At 70.0% G+C, this 17,302-nt stretch carries 21 protein-coding genes and 1 tRNA gene; 10 read left to right on the top strand and 12 right to left on the bottom strand.

Annotated elements, in window-relative coordinates; all coding sequences use genetic code 11:
* Positions 1 to 5: 5 nt before the first annotated feature.
* Positions 6 to 167, top strand: a complete 162-nt coding sequence (locus tag VFQ64_RS13405; RefSeq protein WP_325103839.1) for a DUF1674 domain-containing protein — start codon at positions 6 to 8, stop codon at positions 165 to 167.
* Positions 168 to 307: 140 nt separating this feature from the next.
* On the opposite strand, the gene VFQ64_RS13400 is transcribed toward VFQ64_RS13405, so the two are convergent.
* Positions 308 to 1,282, bottom strand: coding sequence for an NAD(P)H-dependent glycerol-3-phosphate dehydrogenase (locus tag VFQ64_RS13400; RefSeq protein ID WP_325103838.1), 975 nt, complete (start codon positions 1,280 to 1,282; stop codon positions 308 to 310).
* Positions 1,279 to 2,304 (bottom strand): tRNA (adenosine(37)-N6)-threonylcarbamoyltransferase complex transferase subunit TsaD, encoded by a 1,026-nt coding sequence (gene tsaD / locus VFQ64_RS13395; protein ID WP_325103837.1) that lies wholly within the window; start codon positions 2,302 to 2,304, stop codon positions 1,279 to 1,281. Before tsaD ends, VFQ64_RS13400 begins: the two co-directional genes overlap by 4 nt.
* A gap of 164 nt (positions 2,305 to 2,468) precedes the next feature.
* On the opposite strand from tsaD, the gene VFQ64_RS13390 reads away from it, so the two are divergent.
* Positions 2,469 to 3,149, top strand: coding sequence for a uroporphyrinogen-III synthase (locus VFQ64_RS13390; RefSeq protein ID WP_325103836.1), 681 nt, complete (start codon positions 2,469 to 2,471; stop codon positions 3,147 to 3,149).
* Complete coding sequence (locus VFQ64_RS13385; protein WP_325103835.1) at positions 3,146 to 4,009, top strand: hypothetical protein; 864 nt, start codon at positions 3,146 to 3,148, stop codon at positions 4,007 to 4,009. Before VFQ64_RS13390 ends, VFQ64_RS13385 begins: the two co-directional genes overlap by 4 nt.
* Here VFQ64_RS13385 and VFQ64_RS13380 read toward each other — a convergent pair.
* Complete coding sequence (locus VFQ64_RS13380) at positions 3,999 to 4,793, bottom strand: DUF72 domain-containing protein (protein ID WP_325103834.1); 795 nt, start codon at positions 4,791 to 4,793, stop codon at positions 3,999 to 4,001. The genes VFQ64_RS13385 and VFQ64_RS13380 overlap by 11 nt on opposite strands.
* 158 nt (positions 4,794 to 4,951) lie before the next feature.
* On the opposite strand from VFQ64_RS13380, the gene VFQ64_RS13375 reads away from it, so the two are divergent.
* Both VFQ64_RS13375 and VFQ64_RS13370 read left to right on the top strand, forming a co-directional pair.
* Positions 4,952 to 5,179, top strand: coding sequence for a hypothetical protein (locus VFQ64_RS13375; RefSeq protein ID WP_325103833.1), 228 nt, complete (start codon positions 4,952 to 4,954; stop codon positions 5,177 to 5,179).
* Positions 5,154 to 5,591, top strand: a complete 438-nt coding sequence (locus VFQ64_RS13370; protein WP_325103832.1) for a hypothetical protein — start codon at positions 5,154 to 5,156, stop codon at positions 5,589 to 5,591. Before VFQ64_RS13375 ends, VFQ64_RS13370 begins: the two co-directional genes overlap by 26 nt.
* Before the next feature lie 6 nt (positions 5,592 to 5,597).
* On the opposite strand, the gene VFQ64_RS13365 is transcribed toward VFQ64_RS13370, so the two are convergent.
* A complete protein-coding gene (locus tag VFQ64_RS13365; protein ID WP_325103831.1) occupies positions 5,598 to 7,880 on the bottom strand; it encodes an FtsK/SpoIIIE family DNA translocase in 2,283 nt (760 codons plus the stop codon).
* 104 nt (positions 7,881 to 7,984) lie between these two features.
* Between VFQ64_RS13365 and VFQ64_RS13360 the strand changes: the two genes are divergently transcribed.
* Positions 7,985 to 9,199 carry a UbiH/UbiF/VisC/COQ6 family ubiquinone biosynthesis hydroxylase gene (locus tag VFQ64_RS13360; RefSeq protein ID WP_325103830.1) on the top strand — a complete coding sequence of 405 codons (1,215 nt, stop codon included), beginning with the start codon at positions 7,985 to 7,987 and terminating at the stop codon, positions 9,197 to 9,199.
* Here the strand turns inward: VFQ64_RS13360 and VFQ64_RS13355 are convergent.
* The 3 genes from VFQ64_RS13355 to VFQ64_RS13345 are packed head-to-tail and all read right to left on the bottom strand — an operon-like array spanning position 9,196 to position 10,902.
* Entirely contained in the window at positions 9,196 to 9,360 is a 165-nt protein-coding gene (locus VFQ64_RS13355) for a Trm112 family protein (protein WP_325103829.1), read from the bottom strand. The two genes, VFQ64_RS13360 and VFQ64_RS13355, sit on opposite strands and share 4 nt — an antisense overlap.
* Before the next feature lie 10 nt (positions 9,361 to 9,370).
* A complete protein-coding gene (locus tag VFQ64_RS13350; protein WP_325103828.1) occupies positions 9,371 to 10,009 on the bottom strand; it encodes an LON peptidase substrate-binding domain-containing protein in 639 nt (212 codons plus the stop codon).
* On the bottom strand, positions 10,006 to 10,902 hold the full coding sequence (locus tag VFQ64_RS13345; RefSeq protein WP_325103860.1) for a tetratricopeptide repeat protein: 897 nt from the start codon (positions 10,900 to 10,902) through the stop codon (positions 10,006 to 10,008). The genes VFQ64_RS13350 and VFQ64_RS13345 overlap by 4 nt, the downstream gene beginning before the upstream one ends.
* 175 nt (positions 10,903 to 11,077) lie before the next feature.
* Here VFQ64_RS13345 and VFQ64_RS13340 point away from each other — a divergent pair.
* Positions 11,078 to 11,152 (top strand) — tRNA-Gly (locus tag VFQ64_RS13340).
* Between the two features lie 113 nt (positions 11,153 to 11,265).
* Here the strand turns inward: VFQ64_RS13340 and VFQ64_RS13335 are convergent.
* Positions 11,266 to 11,775 carry a thiamine phosphate synthase gene (locus VFQ64_RS13335; RefSeq protein WP_325103827.1) on the bottom strand — a complete coding sequence of 170 codons (510 nt, stop codon included), beginning with the start codon at positions 11,773 to 11,775 and terminating at the stop codon, positions 11,266 to 11,268.
* Between the two features lie 21 nt (positions 11,776 to 11,796).
* Between VFQ64_RS13335 and VFQ64_RS13330 the strand changes: the two genes are divergently transcribed.
* Both VFQ64_RS13330 and VFQ64_RS13325 read left to right on the top strand, forming a co-directional pair.
* Complete coding sequence (locus VFQ64_RS13330; protein ID WP_325103826.1) at positions 11,797 to 12,462, top strand: YggS family pyridoxal phosphate-dependent enzyme; 666 nt, start codon at positions 11,797 to 11,799, stop codon at positions 12,460 to 12,462.
* A complete protein-coding gene (locus VFQ64_RS13325) occupies positions 12,459 to 13,121 on the top strand; it encodes an HAD family phosphatase (RefSeq protein ID WP_325103825.1) in 663 nt (220 codons plus the stop codon). Before VFQ64_RS13330 ends, VFQ64_RS13325 begins: the two co-directional genes overlap by 4 nt.
* Here VFQ64_RS13325 and ribA read toward each other — a convergent pair.
* The 4 genes from ribA to VFQ64_RS13305 form a co-directional block, all read right to left on the bottom strand.
* Positions 13,118 to 14,158, bottom strand: coding sequence for a GTP cyclohydrolase II (gene ribA / locus VFQ64_RS13320; RefSeq protein WP_325103824.1), 1,041 nt, complete (start codon positions 14,156 to 14,158; stop codon positions 13,118 to 13,120). The two genes, VFQ64_RS13325 and ribA, sit on opposite strands and share 4 nt — an antisense overlap.
* Positions 14,155 to 14,955 carry an exodeoxyribonuclease III gene (locus VFQ64_RS13315; RefSeq protein ID WP_325103823.1) on the bottom strand — a complete coding sequence of 267 codons (801 nt, stop codon included), beginning with the start codon at positions 14,953 to 14,955 and terminating at the stop codon, positions 14,155 to 14,157. Before VFQ64_RS13315 ends, ribA begins: the two co-directional genes overlap by 4 nt.
* A gap of 305 nt (positions 14,956 to 15,260) precedes the next feature.
* Complete coding sequence (locus VFQ64_RS13310) at positions 15,261 to 15,863, bottom strand: outer membrane lipoprotein carrier protein LolA (RefSeq protein WP_325103822.1); 603 nt, start codon at positions 15,861 to 15,863, stop codon at positions 15,261 to 15,263.
* Between the two features lie 58 nt (positions 15,864 to 15,921).
* Entirely contained in the window at positions 15,922 to 16,632 is a 711-nt protein-coding gene (locus VFQ64_RS13305; protein ID WP_325103821.1) for a hypothetical protein, read from the bottom strand.
* Positions 16,633 to 16,839: 207 nt separating this feature from the next.
* On the opposite strand from VFQ64_RS13305, the gene VFQ64_RS13300 reads away from it, so the two are divergent.
* Positions 16,840 to 17,289 (top strand): DUF3576 domain-containing protein, encoded by a 450-nt coding sequence (locus VFQ64_RS13300; RefSeq protein ID WP_325103820.1) that lies wholly within the window; start codon positions 16,840 to 16,842, stop codon positions 17,287 to 17,289.
* Positions 17,290 to 17,302 lie beyond the last annotated feature (13 nt).

Here is a 17,302-nt window from a genome sequence, read left to right as displayed (position 1 = left end):
CCGCGATGGGCAAGCGCCCCGATCATGTGAAGCCGCCGGAATACCTGACACCGACCAAGCCGGTGCCGCTGCCCGAGGCCCGCGAGCGCAAGGCGGACGACCCGCTCGGCCGCAATCCGACCCGCTATGGCGACTGGGAGCTCAAGGGCATCGCGGTCGATTTCTGAACATCGGATCGGCCGACCAGATACTCTTCCCCGGCGCAGGCCGGGCCCAGTTGCCACCAAAGCGGAGGGGAGGTGCAACACCACCAACATGCACCTGCGCAGCTGGACCCCGGCCCTCGTCGGGGAGGATTGCAGCGGCGTTACGCCCCCTCCGCCCGCAACGGTCGCGCCAGCAACGTCTCGATCACCTCCGCCGCCGCCGCACCTGCCAGCAACCGGTTGACCGCGTCGGTCACCGGCATGTCCACCCCGGCTGCGCGCGCCGCAGCCGCCAGCACCGGCGCGGTGAAGGCGCCTTCGGCCACCGTCCGCCGGTCCGCGAGCAACGCGGCCGCGGACCGCCCCTGCCCCAGCCCGATTCCCAACGAGAAGTTGCGGCTCGATGTCGACGAGCAGGTCAGCACGAGGTCGCCCAGCCCCGCCAACCCCGCGAGCGTCTCCGCGCGCGCCCCGCGCGCCAGTCCGAAGCGGGTCATCTCCGCGAAGCCGCGCGCGATCAACGCCGCACGCGCGTTCTGTCCGAGCCCCGCGCCCTCGACCACGCCGCAGGCGATGGCGAGGACGTTCTTCACCGCACCCCCGATCTCCGCGCCGGCGAGATCGTCGCTGGCATAGGGGCGCAGGGTCGACCGCGCGACCTGTTCGGCCAGCCGCGTCGCCGCCGCTATGTCCCGCGCCGCCAGCGTCACCGCGGTGGGCAGGCCGCGCGCGACCTCATGCGCGAAGGTCGGGCCGGACATCACCGCCACCGGCGAACCGATCACCGCCTCGCCCGCGACCTGGTGCAGCAGCTTGAGCGATCCCGCCTCGATCCCCTTGGAACACAGGATCAGCGGCGCGCCGCGAGAGGGCAGGCCGGCGAGCACGGCGCGCATGTGCTGTGCCGGGGTGACGACGAAGATCAGCGCGGCGCCGTCGAGCGCGGCGAGATCGGCGAACGCGCGCACCGACGGAGCGAGGGGGATGCCAGGCAGAAAGGTCGCATTCTCGTGCCGTTCGTTGATGCCCGCGACCACCTCCGGCTCGCGCGCCCATAGCCGCACCGGGCTGCCGTCGGATGCCATTACCTGCGCGATCGCGGTGCCCCAGGCGCCGCCGCCGACCACCCCGATCATGCCTTCACCCCCGCGCCACGCACCGCTTCTGCCGCAGGATCGAGTGGCCAGCGCGGACGGGCGGGCACGTCGAGCGGGTCGGTCAGCCCGGCCGCGAACCGCTCAGCTCCCGCCCAGGCGATCATGGCGGCATTGTCCGTGCACAGCCACAAGGGCGGGGCGACGAAACGCAGGCCATGGCTTTCGGCCAGCGCCTGCAATGCCGCGCGCACGGCGCCATTTGCGGCGACACCGCCCGCCACCACCAGCGCCGTGGGTCTGCCATGTCCTTGGAGCGCAAGCCGCGTACGATCCACCAGACAGTCGATCACCGCCTGCTGGAACGACGCCGCGATGTCCTCCGGCGGGTACTGCCCGACCACCCGCGCCACCGCCGCCTTCAGCCCCGCGAACGAGAAATGCGGCTCGGGCGAACGGAACAGCGGACGCGGCAGCGGCACCCCCGATGCGTCACCCGCCGCCGCCGCGCGCTCGACCGCCGGTCCGCCGGGAAAGCCGAGCCCGAGCAGCTTGGCGGTCTTGTCGAACGCCTCCCCCGCCGCATCGTCGATCGTCGTCGCCCACCGTCGATAGCGGCCGACGCCCTCGACCAGCAGCAGCTGGCAGTGCCCACCGGACACGAGCAGCAGCAGGTAGGGGAAATGGAGGTCCGGGTCCGACAGCCGCGGGCTGAGCGCATGACCCTCCAGATGGTTGACCGCGATCAGCGGCTTGCCCGCCGCATGGGCGAGCGCCTTGCCGGTGACCAGCCCGACCATCACGCCGCCGATCAGCCCCGGTCCTGCGGTCGCGGCAACCGCATCCACATCGCCCAGCCGAACGCCCGCGTCCGCCAGCGCCGCCTCAACCAGCGGCGCCAGCGCCTCGACATGCGCGCGCGCCGCGATCTCGGGAACCACGCCGCCAAAGGGCGCATGCGCCGCCTCCTGCCCCAGCAGCCGATGCGCCAGCACCTGCCGGTCACCGGTGACCAGCGCCGCCGCGGTCTCGTCGCACGAGGATTCCAGGCCGAGGATGAGCACCGCCGCGCTCTAGACTTTCGACGCCGCCTTGTCGAAGGCGCGGGCGTGGAACGGTTCAGACGCGGCACACCCGGTTCGACCCGCAAGATACTGCTGATCGAGCCGCTCGCGCCGGCGCCGGAGTCGGCGCGCCGGCGGTCCGCCGGGTGAACCGGCGCGCGCTCGTGCTGCGCCCACAACCCGGCGCGGACCGGACGGCGGCGCGGCTGCGCGCGCTCGGCGTCACTGCCGAGGTCCAGCCGCTCTTCACCATCGCCCCGGTCGCTTGGCAGCCCCCTGCCCCCGAGGATTTCGATGCGCTGCTCCTGACCAGCGCCAACGCCCCGCGCCTCGCCGGGCCCTCGCTGGCTACCTTGCAGAACCTTCCCGTGCTGACGGTCGGCGAAGCCACGGCGGCGGCGGCGCGAAGGGTCGGGCTGGAGGCCGCGATGGTCGGTGATCGCGATGTCGCGGCCTTGCTCGCCCAAGCTCGATCCGCCGGCTTTGGCAGGCTCCTCCACCTCGCCGGGCGCGAGCGAGTGGAGCTGCCCGACGTACGACAGTTGACGGTCTATGCCAGCGATCCGGCACCCATCGACGCAGCCACGGTGCGCGGCTGGTCGGAGCACGTCGCGCTGCTCCACTCCCCCCGCGCGGCGCGCCGGTTCGCCGCGCTGATCGACAGCCAGGGTGTGGATCGTTCGACGGTCGACATCGCCGCGATCAGCCCCGCCGTCGCCACCGCGGCCGGCGGCGGCTGGGCGCGCCGCATCGCCGCGACCGAGCCCGACGATGGCGCGCTGACCGCATTGGCGCGGGAGTTGATTGACCAGCCTCGACCGCGCGCGGATAAGCAGCCGGCATGAGCGACGACCGGTCCCTCCCCCCACCCGCGTCGGCCCATGGTACGCCCGCCGGTCCCAAGGGCCTTCGTATCGGCGTCGTCTCGGTGCTGGTCGCGATCGCGTTTCTGGTCGGGCTGGCGCTCGCCGTCGTGCTGGTACGCCGCCAGAACGCGCGCATGGATGCAGCCGAGATCCCGGCCTTGGCCCAGCCAGTCGCAGCCCAGCCGGTCGCCACCCCGCCCCCGGCCGACGCCGTGTCGCTCAGCGCGCGCCAGGCGGTATTGTCCGGCCAGTTGGCGGCGCTGGAGGCGCGTTCCGCCTCGCTCAGTGCCAGCGCCGAGGGTGCGGCGGGTCAGGCGACCCGGGCAGAGGGGCTGTTGATCGCCGTCGCCGCGCGCCGGATGCTCGACCGCGGCCTGGCGCTCGGCGCGCTCGAGACGCAGCTGCTGGCGCGGTTCGGGCCGAGTCAGCCGCGCGCGGTCGCCATCGTCCGCCAGGCGGCGCGCGAACCCGTCACGCTGGAGGATCTGCGCCAAGGGCTGGATGTGATCGGCGCCAATGCCGCGGCAGGCGTGCGGCAGGGTTGGCTCGACAGCCTCCGCCGCGAACTGGCGACCCTGGTGGTGCTGCGTCGCGCCGGCACGCCTTCGCCCTTGCCCGCCGATCACCTCGCGCGCGCGAAACGGCTGTTGCAGGCCGATCAGGTCGAGGCCGCGCGCGCGGAGGTGGCGGAACTCCCCGGTGCCGAGGAAGCCGCCAACTGGCTCGCCGCGGCGCGACGCTATGTGCTCGCGCGCCAGGCGCTCGATGTGCTGGAGGCCGCCGCGCTCGCTTCGCCAGCGCCGCCGCCCGCACCCGGGATCGGCGCCGTCATCCCCTGAGCCGGGCGATCAACGCCTGTGCCCCGGCGGGTGCGCGCGCCTTGGCGCCATTGATGAAGAATATGAAGGTTTCGCGCGGGGTTCGCGGCGGCGGCGCAGCGGCGACATAGGGCAGCCCCTCGGGTTGCTCGCCTGCCGCCCAGCGTCGCGCCGTATCCGCCCAGCGGTCGAGTGCTTGCGCGGGGTAGCCGTCAGGATTCGCCTCCTCGGCCTGCTCGAGCCGCGCATAGACGAACTCGCCCGTCACGTCGGCCACAGCGCCGTATTTTTCGGAGTCGGCATAGACGATCGTCACGCCCGCGGTCCGCGCCAGCTCGACGAACGCGGCACAGCCGAAGCTCTCATGCCGCGCCTGCACCGCATGGCGCAGCGGCACTCCGTCCTGCACGCGCGGCAACAGCGCCAGAAACGCGCCGAGGTCGTCCGGATCAAAGCGCCGCGTCGGCGCGAACTGCCACAGGATCGGTCCCAGCTTGTCGCCGAGTTCGGTCAATCCCTGGCCCACAAACCGCTGTACCGACTCGCTCGCCTCCGCCAGCACCTTGCGAGTGACGCAGTAGCGGGAGCCCTTGACCGCAAAGACGAAGCCGTCCGGCACCGTGTCGCGCCAGTTCGCCCAACTTGCGGGCTTGAAGCTGGAATAGAAGGTGCCGTTGATCTCGATCGCGCTGAGCTGACGGCTGGCATATTCCAGCTCGCGCTTGTGCGGCCACTTCGCGGGATAGAAATTGTCGCGCCACGGCTCGTACGTCCAGCCGCCGATGCCGACGCGGATCATGGCCATCGTTCACCTCGCGCCGTATCTGTCACCACGGCAGCCGCAACTGGCATAGCGGCCCGACTCAGACAATGCACGGCTAGGCGGATTCAGCGCAGCCGATGCTGGTACGAAGACCGATCGTTCGGCACCATATGTGCGGCCGGAGCAGCATCACGTCGAGTTTGGACGACGAGATTGACCGCAACTACGATGCGTTTGTCGAAGCGCTTCCCGACCTGCTGCCTACCCAATGTGGTAAGCACGCACTGCTGCGCCACGCTAATGTGATCGACCTCTACGACACGACGTCGCTGGCCTTGGCGGCAGGGCGCAGTGGCTTCGGCGATGGCTTCTACTCCGTACAGGAGGTGACCGACCGCCCTGTTGACCTGGGCTTCTACAGTCATTGAATTCATCCGCGGCTCGCTTGAACACCTCCAGCCGCTGATCGACGTCAGCATAGCCTCTTATGGCTCGCTTCGGGAGCGGGTCTCCTGCAAAGCCCTGATCGATAAAAGTGCAACACGCACCTGCCTCACGGCCGAGCTTATCCAGCAATTGGGGCTGCCGCCGCGAGGCAAGGTGTTGGTCTCGAGTGCTACCTCGTATCCCGAACGTCGAAAGGCTTATGGCTACTCGCTTGGGCTGTTCTGCACGTCCGGACCCACAGACAGGACGCTCTACGTCCTCGCCGACGAGTTCGTAGCGCCGCCGTTCCAGGACAACGACAATTTTCAGGTGCTGCTCGGCATGGACCTGGCCTCGCGCGGGCGGCTCGTTTTCGAAGAGGACGGCAGTTTCGAGTTCAGCTTCGACCTCTGAGCCAAATCAAATCGCGTGCCCCTCCGCGTCGCGCAGCACTTCGCGGCGACCGACATGGTCGGGCCGGCCGACTATGCCGTCCTTTTCCATCCGCTCGATCAATCGCGCGGCGGAGTTGTAGCCGATGCGGAGCTGGCGCTGCAGCCAGCTGGTTGAGGCTTTGCGCGATTCGCAGACGAGCTGGATCGCTGCGCGATATTGCTGGTCCTCGGCGGTGTCCTCGCCGGTCGGCGTCCCTTCGAGCGTGAAGCCGTCCTCCGGCTCCTCGGTGACGGAGCTGATATAGTCCGGCCGTCCCTGGCTCCGCCAATGATCGGCGACCGCGCGGACCTCGTCATCGCTGACGAAGGGCCCATGGACGCGGACGATGCCCTTGCCGCCGGGCATGTAGAGCATGTCGCCGCGGCCAAGCAGCTGTTCGGCGCCCTGTTCGCCCAGGATTGTGCGTGAATCGATCTTGGAGGTGACGTGGAAGGAGATCCGCGTCGGCAGGTTCGCCTTGATGACGCCGGTGATGACGTCGACCGAAGGCCGCTGCGTCGCCATGATGAGGTGAATGCCGGCCGCGCGCGCCTTTTGCGCGAGGCGCTGGATCAGGAACTCGACTTCCTTGCCCGCGGTCATCATCAGGTCGGCGAGCTCGTCGACGATCACCACGATCTGCGGCAGGACGTCGTAGTCGAGCTGCTCTTCCTCGTACATCGGCGCGCCGGTGTCGGGGTCGTAGCCGGTCTGCACCCGGCGCCCGAGCCGCTGCCCCTTCGCCTTTGCCGCGCGGACCTTGTCGTTGAAGCCGGCGAGGCTGCGGACGCCGACCGACGACATCTGCCGATAGCGGTCCTCCATCTGCTCCACCGCCCATTTCAGCGCGCGCACCGCCTTGGCGGGGTCGGTGACGACGGGCGACAGCAGATGGGGGATGTCGTCGTACATGCTCAGCTCGAGCATCTTGGGATCGATCATGATCATCCGGCATTGGTCGGGCGTGAGCCGGTAGAGCAGCGACAGGATCATGCAGTTGAGCCCCACCGACTTGCCCGAGCCAGTGGTGCCGGCGACGAGCAGATGCGGCATCGGCGCGAGATCGGTGATGACAGGATCGCCGGCGATGTTCTTGCCCAGGATCAGCGGCAGCTGCGCCTGCTGGTCCTCGAAGCTCTGCGACGACACCAGCTCGTGCAGCGCTACCGCCTCGCGCTTGGCATTGGGCAGCTCGATGCCGATCACCGTGCGGCCGGGGATGGTGGCGACGCGCGCCGACACCGCGCTCATGTTGCGTGCGATATCGTCGGCTAGGGCGATGACCCGGCTGGCCTTGATCCCCGATTCGGGTTCGAGCTCGTACATGGTCACCACCGGGCCCGGGCGCACTTCGGTGATCCGGCCCTTGACCTTGAAGTCGTCGAGTACGCTCTCGAGCAGCCGGGCATTGCGCTCCAGCGACGCCTTGTCGATCTGCCCCTTGGGGGTCGGCGGAGCGGGCGTGAGATAATCGAGCGTCGGCAGCTTGTAGCTGTGGCCGAGGTCGAGCTGCGTCTGCTTTGGCTTGGGCGGGGCAACCGAGGGCGCGACCGCGCGGTCGGCGATGACGGGCGCGGGCCGCTGATCGGGCTCCGCCACCGGACGCGGCTCGACCGGCTTGCGGGTGAGAGTCAGTGGCTCCTCCGCGGCCACGACGGCCTGTGGAGCGCGCGGCGTCCGCCGCCAGCGCCATTGCGACCATTCGATCTCGAGCGCCTTGGCCCACACCACCATGCCCGCCACGCCGGCCGCCAGCCCGGCGGCGCGCGCGCCCCACAGCGTCACCATAGGGTCACCCGCCAGATCGAGGAGCGCGCGGACGCCATTGGCGAGCAACAGCCCCACCGTGCCGCCCCAGCCGCCCGGCAGCTTCAGGACCGACGCGCCCGATACGAACGCGAACGCGGTCGCCATCAGCACCACACCGACGCCGGCGTTGCGCAGCGTCCGCACCCAGGGTCCGGCGGGCAGGTCGCGCCACCAGCGCAGCGCCACCGTCGCAGGGATCGGCAGCAGCAGCACGACCGCCGGCCCGAGCAGCAGCAACGCCAGATCGGCGAACCAGGCGCCCGGCGCGCCGACCAGGTTGCGCGGAGTCGCGCCGGACGCGGTGCTGAGCGCGGCGTCGCGGCCGTCGAAGCTCGCCAACGCGAGCAGCATCAGCAGCGTGAGCGCGAACAGCACCACCGCGCCGGCCAGAGCGCCGCTGCGCACCGCGCCCGCGCGCACCGTCTCGCGCCACAATACCGGCTCCGCCCGGCTCGCCATCACACCTACCCCCACAAATCCGGGCGGAATCATCCTCTTCTGCGAGTCCGACGTCAAGGCGGGCCGCGATTGGCAGCACGCGTCCGCAGGCGTAGGGTAAGCAGATGGACACTGACGTGATCATTCTGGGCGGCGGCTTGGTCGGCGCGACGCTGGCGCTGGCGCTGGCCAAGCATGGGGTCAGCGCCACCGTCATCGACCCCGCCGATCCTGAGGTGACGCTCGCGGCAGGCTTCGACGGCCGGGCCTCAGCGGTGGCGAGCGCGAGCGGCCGGATGCTCGACGCGATCGGCCTGGGCGAGCGGCTGGCGGGGCAGGGCTGCCCTATCGCGGCGATCCGGGTGAGCGACGGCTTGCGGCCGGGCGCACTCGATTTCCAGCCAGACGCGGGAGATGGCGCGCTCGGCGTCATGTACGAGAACAAGCTGCTGCGTCGCGTGCTGCACGACGCCGTCGGCGACACCGTCGGCATCCACCTACGCATGAAGACGCGCGCGGTCGAGGTGGTGCGCGGTGCCGCCGGCGTGATCGCGACGTTAAGCGACGGCAGCGTCGTACGCGCGGCGCTGCTGATCGCCGCGGAAGGCCGCAATTCGCCCACCCGCGAAGCCGCCGGCATCCGTACCGCGCGGTGGCGCTATGACCATGCCGCGGTCGTGGGCGCCTTTCACCACGAGCGCGGCCACGGCAATGTCGCCTTTGAAATCTTCTACCCCGCCGGCCCGTTTGCGCTGCTGCCGCTGCTCGATGATGCGGGGGGCCATCGCTCCGCCATCGTCTGGACGGTCGACGCCGACGCCGGACCGGCGATGCTCAAGCTGTCCGACCGCGCCTTCCTGCACGAGGCGGAGAAGCGGATGGGCGGGCTGCTCGGCGCGCTGTCGGGCGCCAGCCCGCGCGCGACCTATCCGCTCGGCTTCCACCATGCCGCGCGGGTCACCGCGGAGCGCCTGGCGCTGGTCGGCGACGCGGCGCACGGCATCCACCCGATTGCGGGCCAGGGGCTCAATCTCGGCTTCCGCGACGTCGCAGCACTCTGCGAGGTGCTGGTCGAAGGCAAGCGCCTGGGACTCGATCTCGGCGACGCGCAGCTGCTGGCGCGCTACGAACGCTGGCGCGGGCTCGACACCTTCGCGGTCGCCTTCGCGACCGACAGCCTGACACGCATGTTCGGCATCCCCGGCCGTACCGCCAGCGCGGTACGGCGGTTCGGCATCTCGGCGGTCAATGCGATCCCGCCGTTGAAGGACCGCTTCATGGCGGAAGCGCGCGGCGAAGCCGGCGCGCTGCCCAAGCTGCTCGAAGGCGTGACGGTCTAGAGCCGCCGCGCTTCTTCGATCAACATCACCGGAATTCCATCGCGCACCGGATAGGCGAGACCGGCGGCGTCGGAGATCAGCTCCTGCACGGCCTCATCATAGCGCAGCGGCTGACGGGTCAGCGGGCAGACCAGCTTGGACAGCAGCCAGGGGTCGATCACCCAGCAACCCTCACTGGAGCGTCACCCGCTCCTCGCCGCCATGGCGGCCGAAGAACTGCAGCAGCTGGATGATCAGCTCGGCGCGGCCTTCCAGGTCGGGCGCCTCGAGCAGCGCCTGCTTGGCAGCCGCATCGAACGGCGCGATCTGGGCGATGCCGTTGACGAGGCTCTCGTCGTCGAGCCGCCCGACCTGGTCCCAGTCGACCGCATAGCCCTGTGCATCCGCGAACGCGCGCGATTCGGTCTCCAGCGATGACCGGCGCGCGATCGACAGCGACTGATCGCCGGCCACAGGCAGCAGCTCGGCCTCGACCTGGCGGAACGCGGTGGCGACATCGAGTTCGCGCACCACGCGGAACAGCGCCACGCCCTGCAGCACCAGATTGTAGCGGCCGTCGTCCAGCGCCTCGACATCGGCGATCCTGCCGACGCAGCCAAGGTCGAACAGCGGCGGCCGTTCGGGGTCGGCGGTGTGGATCGGACGCGGCTGGATCATGCCGATCCGCCGGTCGCGCGCGATCGCGTCGCCGACCAGCGCCCGATAACGGGGCTCGAAGATGTGGAGCGGCAGGTGCATGCCCGGGAACAGCAATGCGCCGGGCAACGGAAAGATCGACAACCGCGTCAGCTTGGTTTGCTCGACCGTCATCCGAACAGCACCGCGGACAAGCGGCGGCGCTGCTGCGACACCCAGGGGTCCATCAGCCCGACCACCTCGAACAGTTTGAGCAATTGCTGCCGCGCCGCGCCCTCGTTCCATGCCTTGTCGGCCGCGACGATGTGCAGGAAGCCGTCCGCCGCCGCATCGCGATCGCCCGCCGCCATCTGCGCGTTGGCGAGCTCGAAGCGCGCTTGCATGTCGTCCGGATTCGCGTTGACCGCTGCGACCAGCGGCGCAAGGTCGTCAACCGGAGGCGCGGACTGCGCGAGCGCCAGCGCCGCGCGGGCGCGCTCGACCTCCGGTGCCTTGGCAGCCTCCTCGGGCAGGGCATCGAGCACCGCCTGCGCCTCCTCCATCTGCCCGGATGCGATCAGGGCCCGTACCAGCCCGGACGCGACCTGCGGGTGATCGGGCGCCATTTCGGACAGCTGCGCGAAGATCGACAGCGCGCGTTCGGCATCGCCCTCCGCCAGCACCTCCTCGCCCATCGCGATCAGCGGCTCGAGCTCGGCGGCGGCATCGGCGGCATCGGACTTGATCGGCAGCTGACGGAGCAGCTGGTCGAGCGTCGTGCGCAGCTGCGATTCGGTCCGCGCGGGCGTCAGGTCGGCGACGAGCTGACCCTGGAACATCGCATAGACCGTCGGGATCGACTTGATCTGGAATTGCGCGGCGATGAACTGGTTCTTGTCGGTATCGATCTTGGCCAGCACCACGCCCTTATCGGCGTAAGCGGCGGCGACCTTTTCCAGCAGCGGCGTCAGCGCCTTGCAAGGCCCGCACCATTCCGCCCAGAAGTCGATTATGACCAGGTTCGTCATCGACGGCTCGACGACGTCGCGGCGGAAGTGTTCGACCGCCTCCTTCTGGGCGGGGGTCATACCGAGCGTGCTGGCCAAGTCCGGGCTCCTTTGTCGACCCGCTATATCGGAGCGCCGCAGCCGCAATGGAAGTCCCGCCTGGTCCAGGTCGCGGGGCTTGCGGGCCGGGCGCACCGCTGCTAGTGGCCGCGCCTCCACCCGCCCGGCGCGCACAGCAGCCGGGCTCGGCGCCAGAGCGGGCGTAGCTCAGGGGTAGAGCACAACCTTGCCAAGGTTGGGGTCGAGGGTTCGAATCCCTTCGCCCGCTCCAGCTGTCGTCGCTGATTAGCGACGCTAATCAGTGCCTTGATCGACAGCTCGGCCGGCGAGGCGGCGGAGCCGAACTCGTGCGACGTCATGGCGCGGCTTTGCCGCGCCCCTCTACTAGACCCAAGCGTCGATCCCAGCCCACCCATCGAACCCCCGCGCGCGCATCCCACGAAACCGCTGCGCATCCATCCCCCCCAGCGCGACCACCTTTATTCTCAATCCCCGCGCAACACGTCCCGCGCGCGCTGGTCCCACCCCGTCGGCCTCTGGATGCGACCGCGTCGCGAACACCGGCGAGACGAACAGCAACCCCGCCCCGGCGCGTACCCCCGCGATCGCCTCCCGCCGATCATGCGCGGGCCAGCTCCGCAAGCCTCTGCCCAGCCCCCGCCCATGCACCCCATCCGCGCCCGGCAGCAGCCCGCCGGCACTCAGCACCACGCACCCTCGCGCCCGCGCGCGCCGACGCACTGCCACGAACAGCCGCGCGCGCGCGCGTGGCGGCAACGAGTAGTGCCGGAACACCACGCCGCTACCCGGCGGCAGGCGCCGCAGCGCGCCCCACAATCCTTCACCCAGCCGCTCGTCGGTCATCAGCCAGAGCAAAGGGTAGCGGGTGCGCACAGGGCGGCTATAGCGGCGCGGATGCCCCCCGTCCCCGCTCTCGCCGACATCCAGGACCGCCTCGCCCGCGCCGCCGCGCTGGCCGGGCGGAAGTCCGACGCGATACAGCTGATCGCCGCCTCCAAGACCCAGACCGCGGACGCGATCGCGCCGCTGCTCGCCGCCGGCCACCGCCGGTTCGGGGAGAACCGCGTGCACGAGGCCGCCGCGAAGTGGCCGGCCTTGCGCGAACGCTATCCCGATGCGGAACTGCACCTGATCGGCCAGCTTCAGTCGAACAAAGCGGAAGAGGCGGTGGCGTTCGCCGACGCCATCCACACCGTCGACCGGCCCTCGCTGGTCGGCGCGCTGGCGCGGGCGATGGACAAGCTCGGCCGCCGCCCCGCCTGCTTCGTCCAGGTCAATATCGGCGACGAGCCGCAGAAAGGCGGTTGCGCGGTCGCGGCGCTGCCCGCGCTCCTGAAGGCGGCTGCGGAACTGCCGATCGCCGGTCTGATGTGCCTGCCGCCCGCGGGCGTCGAGGCGGCCCCTTATTTCGCGCTGCTCGCCAAGCTGGCGCGCGATCATGGCCTTGCCGGGCTCAGCATGGGCATGTCCGACGATTTCGAGACCGCCGCGATGCTGGGTGGGACGCATATCCGGGTCGGATCTGCGCTGTTCGGCGCCAGAAAGCGGGAGGGCGCGTGAGGTTCGCCGCGTTGCTCTTCGATTTTGACGGTGTGCTGATCGAGAGCGAATATCTCGGCAACAGTCAGATCGCCGCGTGGCTGACCGCGAACGGACACCCGACCACGCCCGAGGAGTCGATGGCGCGGTTCATGGGTCTTGCCGGGGCGGACTTCCATGCAGCACTCGAACGCTACATCGGCGGCCCGTTGCCGGAGAGTTTCCACGATGCCCGCCGCGCCGAGGACGAACGCGTAATGCGCGACGGCATCGACGCGGTCGCAGGCGCGGTGGCGTTCGTGCGGGCGCTGCTGCCGTCATTGCCGAAGGCGGTGGTGTCCTCCAGCTCCACCGCCTGGATCCGCCGGCACCTGCGCCATATCGGGTTGGCGGACGCGTTCGGTGACCACCTTTATTCCGGCCGCGAGCATGTCGAACGCGGCAAGCCGGCGCCCGACCTTTATCTTCTCGGCGCGGCCGCCCTCGGCGTAGACATCAAGGACTGCGCGATCATCGAGGACTCACCGGTCGGCGCCACCGGCGCGGTGGCGTCCGGCGGGTATGTCATCGGCCTGTGCGCGGGCACGCATTGCGGCATCGACCATGCCGGCCGGCTTCGCGCATTGGGTGCTCAGGCCATCGCGCATAGCTTCGACGAGGTGGCGGCGCTGCTCGGCTAAAGCTGATGCCCGGTCCGGTCGCGCTTGGTCGCCATATACCGCGCGTTGTGCGGGTTGGGCGGCAGGTGATGCGACACACGCTCCGCCACCTCGACGCCGGCCGCCTCCAGCCCTGCCACCTTGGCCGGGTTGTTGGTCAGTAGTCGCACCCGTTGCTGCCCCAGCAGCAGCAGCATGCGCGCCGCGACGCCGAAGTCGCGCGCGTCCACCGCAAAGCCAAGGCGGGTGTTGGCGTCCACGGTATCGAACCCCTGATCCTGCAGCCGATAGGCGCGCAGCTTGTTGACCAGCCCGATCCCGCGCCCCTCCTGACGCAGGTACAGCAGCACCCCCCAGCCCTCCGCCGCGATGCGGGCGATGGCATGGTCCAGCTGCGGCCCGCAGTCGCATTTGAGCGAGCCGAGCACGTCGCCGGTCAGGCACTCGCTGTGCAGACGCACCAGTGGCAGCTGGCCACCGGGCTGGCCGATCAGCAGCGCGACATGCTCATCGGTCGAATCGGGCGCGCGGAAGGCGACGATCTCCGCCTGCTCCGCGCCCGCCACCGGCAGCCGCGCCCGGGTGGCGAGCACCAGCGCGGCAGGGTCGACATGCGCGTCGAGGTCCGCGGCCGTCACGCTCGCCTCCGCGCCGACGCCGCCGACGAAGAATGCCGGCAGCAGCCCCGCCACTCGCGCCAGCCGCAGGGCGGTGGCCGCACCCCGCGGCGGCGGGATCGTGCGAAACGGCCCCTTGAGCGGGGTCGCCAGGTCGAACTGCGGGTCCGCCAGCGCGATCGCACCGGACAGGTCGAGCCAGGGCGCGCGCTCCACCAGCACGGGGTGCTCGGGGTCCGCGGCCGCGAGCTGATTGGCGAGCTTCAGCGTCGCCGCCCTGCCGGCGGAGATCAGCACCGCTGCCCGCGCGTCCGGATCGAACGCCGCCAGCCGCGCCGGATCCGCCGTCTCCACCGCCAGCATCGTCGTGCCCTCGACGCACACCGGCCAGCCCCGGCGCAAGGCGTCGATCGCGCGCGCCGCACCGCGCGGATCGGTCACCAGGCAAACTCGGTCATGATCGGCACATGGTCCGACGGCTTCAGCCAGCCGCGACAGTCCTCGAAGACCCGATGCGCGACCGCACTCGCCGCCACGTCCGCTGTCGCCCATTGATGATCCAGCCGCCGGCCGCGATCCGACAGCGACCACTCCCGCGCCCGATAGCTCCACCAGGTATGCAGCCGCGCCGGCGCGGGGTGGAAGTGGCGGCCGAGATCGACCCAGCTGTTCGACAGCCGCAGCCGCTCCAGCGCCGCGACCTCGATCGGGGTATGGCTGACGACGCCGAGCAGCTGCTTGTGGCTCCACACGTCCTCCGGGAGCGGCGCGATGTTGAAATCCCCCATCAGCAGCGTCGGGCACGCCAGACTTTCCGACCAGCGCGTCATCCGCTCGACGAAATCGAGCTTCTGGCCGAACTTGGGATTCACCTCGCGGTCGGGCACGTCGCCGCCGGCGGGAACATAGACGTTCTCCAGTCGCACGCCGCCAGGAAATTGGGCAGAAGGCGGCAGGCGGACACCGATGTGCCGCGCCTCGCGGTTGGCCTGCCAGTCAAGCCGGTCATCCTCGGCAATCGGCACCCGGCTGATGATCGCGACGCCGTGGTGCATCCGCTGGCCGTGGATCAGCACATGGCCGTAGCCGAGCGACCGGAAGGCATCGGCCGGAAAGTCGGCGTCGATCACCTTGGTCTCCTGCAGGCACAGGATGTCGGGGTCGGCCTCGCGCAGGAAGCGTTGGACGATGTCGATCCGGAAGCGGACGGAGTTGATGTTCCAGGAGACGATCTTCACGGGACCGGCTTCTAGGAGGTTAGGCGCTCCGCGTCATCTAACACCCTCCCCGGCGAAAGCCGGGGCCCAGATGCCGCGCTTCTCTCCGAGTCCTGTGGCAGGGTGCCACAGGCCGCAAAAAGCGAAAGGCCCCCGCTCCGGGGGCATGGAGCGAGGGCCGACCTAGCGTTCGTCACGCAGGCGGGAAGCGATCGAGACCCGGGTAACAGGGGGGAAATCCCGAGCGACCGCTTCCGCCCGGCCCCCATAGCGGATCAACCTGTCGCCTTCATGAACAAACAGGAAAATCGCGCTTATTCTTATATTTACCGTCTCGCGCCGGTCCTGCGGGGATCGTTCCAGCGGAAGCTGTCATCGCCGACTGCAACACCGAAGCGCTGGTTGGTCAGCCGCACGGTCGTGCGGTTCCCCTGACTGTCGAGCGCCACCCAGCCCTGCAGGATCAGCCCAGCCGGGCCACCCGGATTGCGCGCGAAGACCAGCGTGATGCGGCCATATTCCGGATGCTTGGGATCATTCGCCTCGACCGAGACGACCTGCGCCGCTCCCGTCGGCACCACGCGCGCGTAGCGGCCGATGTCGCGCTTGGGATCGAGCAGCACGCCCAGCGGCGAGTTCTTCACCGGCCAGCGCTGCACCTGCTTCACCGAATAGTCGATATAGGTCAGCGCGCCGCCGTCCGCGACGAGCAGGATCGGAACGCCCTTCTGATACTGGAAGCGGATGCGGCCCGGCTGCTTCAGCGTCAGCGTGCCCGTCAGCACCTTGCCGTTGCGGTCGGTCTGCGAAAAGGCCGACGTCATCGTCGACAAGCCCTGCAGGTGGCGCTGTACCTGCGCGATGTCCGCGGAGGGTACGGGAGCGGCGGCGATCAGCGCGGCGACGGGGAGGAGTGGCAGCAATTTCATGCTCCGGCCCTTGCCGGCGCGGCATTGAACATGCCGTGAACCACGCGGGACGGTCGGTTCAGAACCTGAACGCGGTGCCCACATAGACCGCTTGGCTGTCGCGGCGGTTGTCATCGAGCCGCACCAGCCGGTCGCGCTCGGTCCGATAGCGCAAACCCGCGGTGACATCGAGGTTGCCGGTGAGGCGATAGGAGCCGCCGACATCGAGCGAGTAGCTGCGCTGATCCTCGATCCGTGGCGCCACCGCCGCGAACGGCCGATCCGCGACCGCCTTGACCCGGCCGGTGACGCGCTCGCCCGCATAGGTGACCGTCACGTCCGCCGCCTCGCGCCCACCGGGCTGGCCGGCCATATCGACCCGCTTGACGTCGCCCGCGATGCCGAACCGCCGCCAACCCACCGCGACGCCCAGATTGTAAGCGATCGGCGCCAGGCCGACACCCACCTCGGCCGCCGCGGTCCGCGGCGCTTCGGCACGGTTGGTACGCGCGCGCACCGCCACGGTCACGGCGCGGCTGTCACGCCGCGTCTCGGCCGGAGTGAAACGGAACCCGCTGGTATCCATGCCGCCGCGCGCGAACACCGCGGCAAGCCGTGGATCGGCGGCGGCGGGGGTGAAGGTGAGCGAGGAGCGCGCCGCCACGCCACGCTTGACCGCGCGACTCGCGGCAGCATCCCGATCGGTGGCGCCGGACGCAGGCGCGACGGCGATGCCGGTGGTGACGAGCACCCCGGCCGCGATCGCGAACATGACGCCCCGTGCGGTCACCTTGTTGTTTTTCCGATCCTTGACGGACTCGACCCTGTACAACCCGGCATATAGCGGATCGTCGCGCCGCCACCACAAGGCTGCGCTAAATATCCGCAACTGTGGTAAAATGCGCACAATCGGCCGGTGCTGCTGCATAAACAGGTGCGCTTGCGACGCACGGGGGGCACCTGTAGAGCCTTGCCCAACGATACAGGAAGTTTGCCGATGTTCCGCCCGTTGCGCACCGCGACCCCAGCCTTCTTCGGCGCCGCTCTACTCCTCCTGCCGCTGGCGGCTTGCAGCAGCGGCGGCGACCGTCCCAAGGCCGATCTGGCCGCGTCGCGGGTGACGACAATCGGCGTCAACGCCTATCTGTGGCGCGCGACGCTCGACACCATCTCTTTCATGCCGCTGCTCCAGACCGATTCCAACGGCGGCGTCGTCGTCACCGACTGGTACGTCAATCCGCAGACGCCGGGCGAGCGGATGAAGGTCACGGTCTCCATTCTCGACCAGGACCTGCGCGCCGACGCGGTGCGCGTTGCGGCGCTGCGCCAGGTCAATCAGGGTGGCCAGTGGGTCGCGGCGCCGGTGCAGGCTGCGACGACGCAGAAGCTGGAGGACATCATCCTCACCCGCGCCCGCGACCTGCGCCGCGCCGCCGTGTCTGGCTGAGTCCGTCCACACT

It is taken from the genome of Sphingomonas sp., from assembly GCF_035714405.1.
GTDB lineage: Bacteria > Pseudomonadota > Alphaproteobacteria > Sphingomonadales > Sphingomonadaceae > Sphingomonas.
The sequence above is the reverse complement of the archived record's forward strand: the minus strand, read 5'-3'. Positions and strand labels throughout refer to the sequence as shown.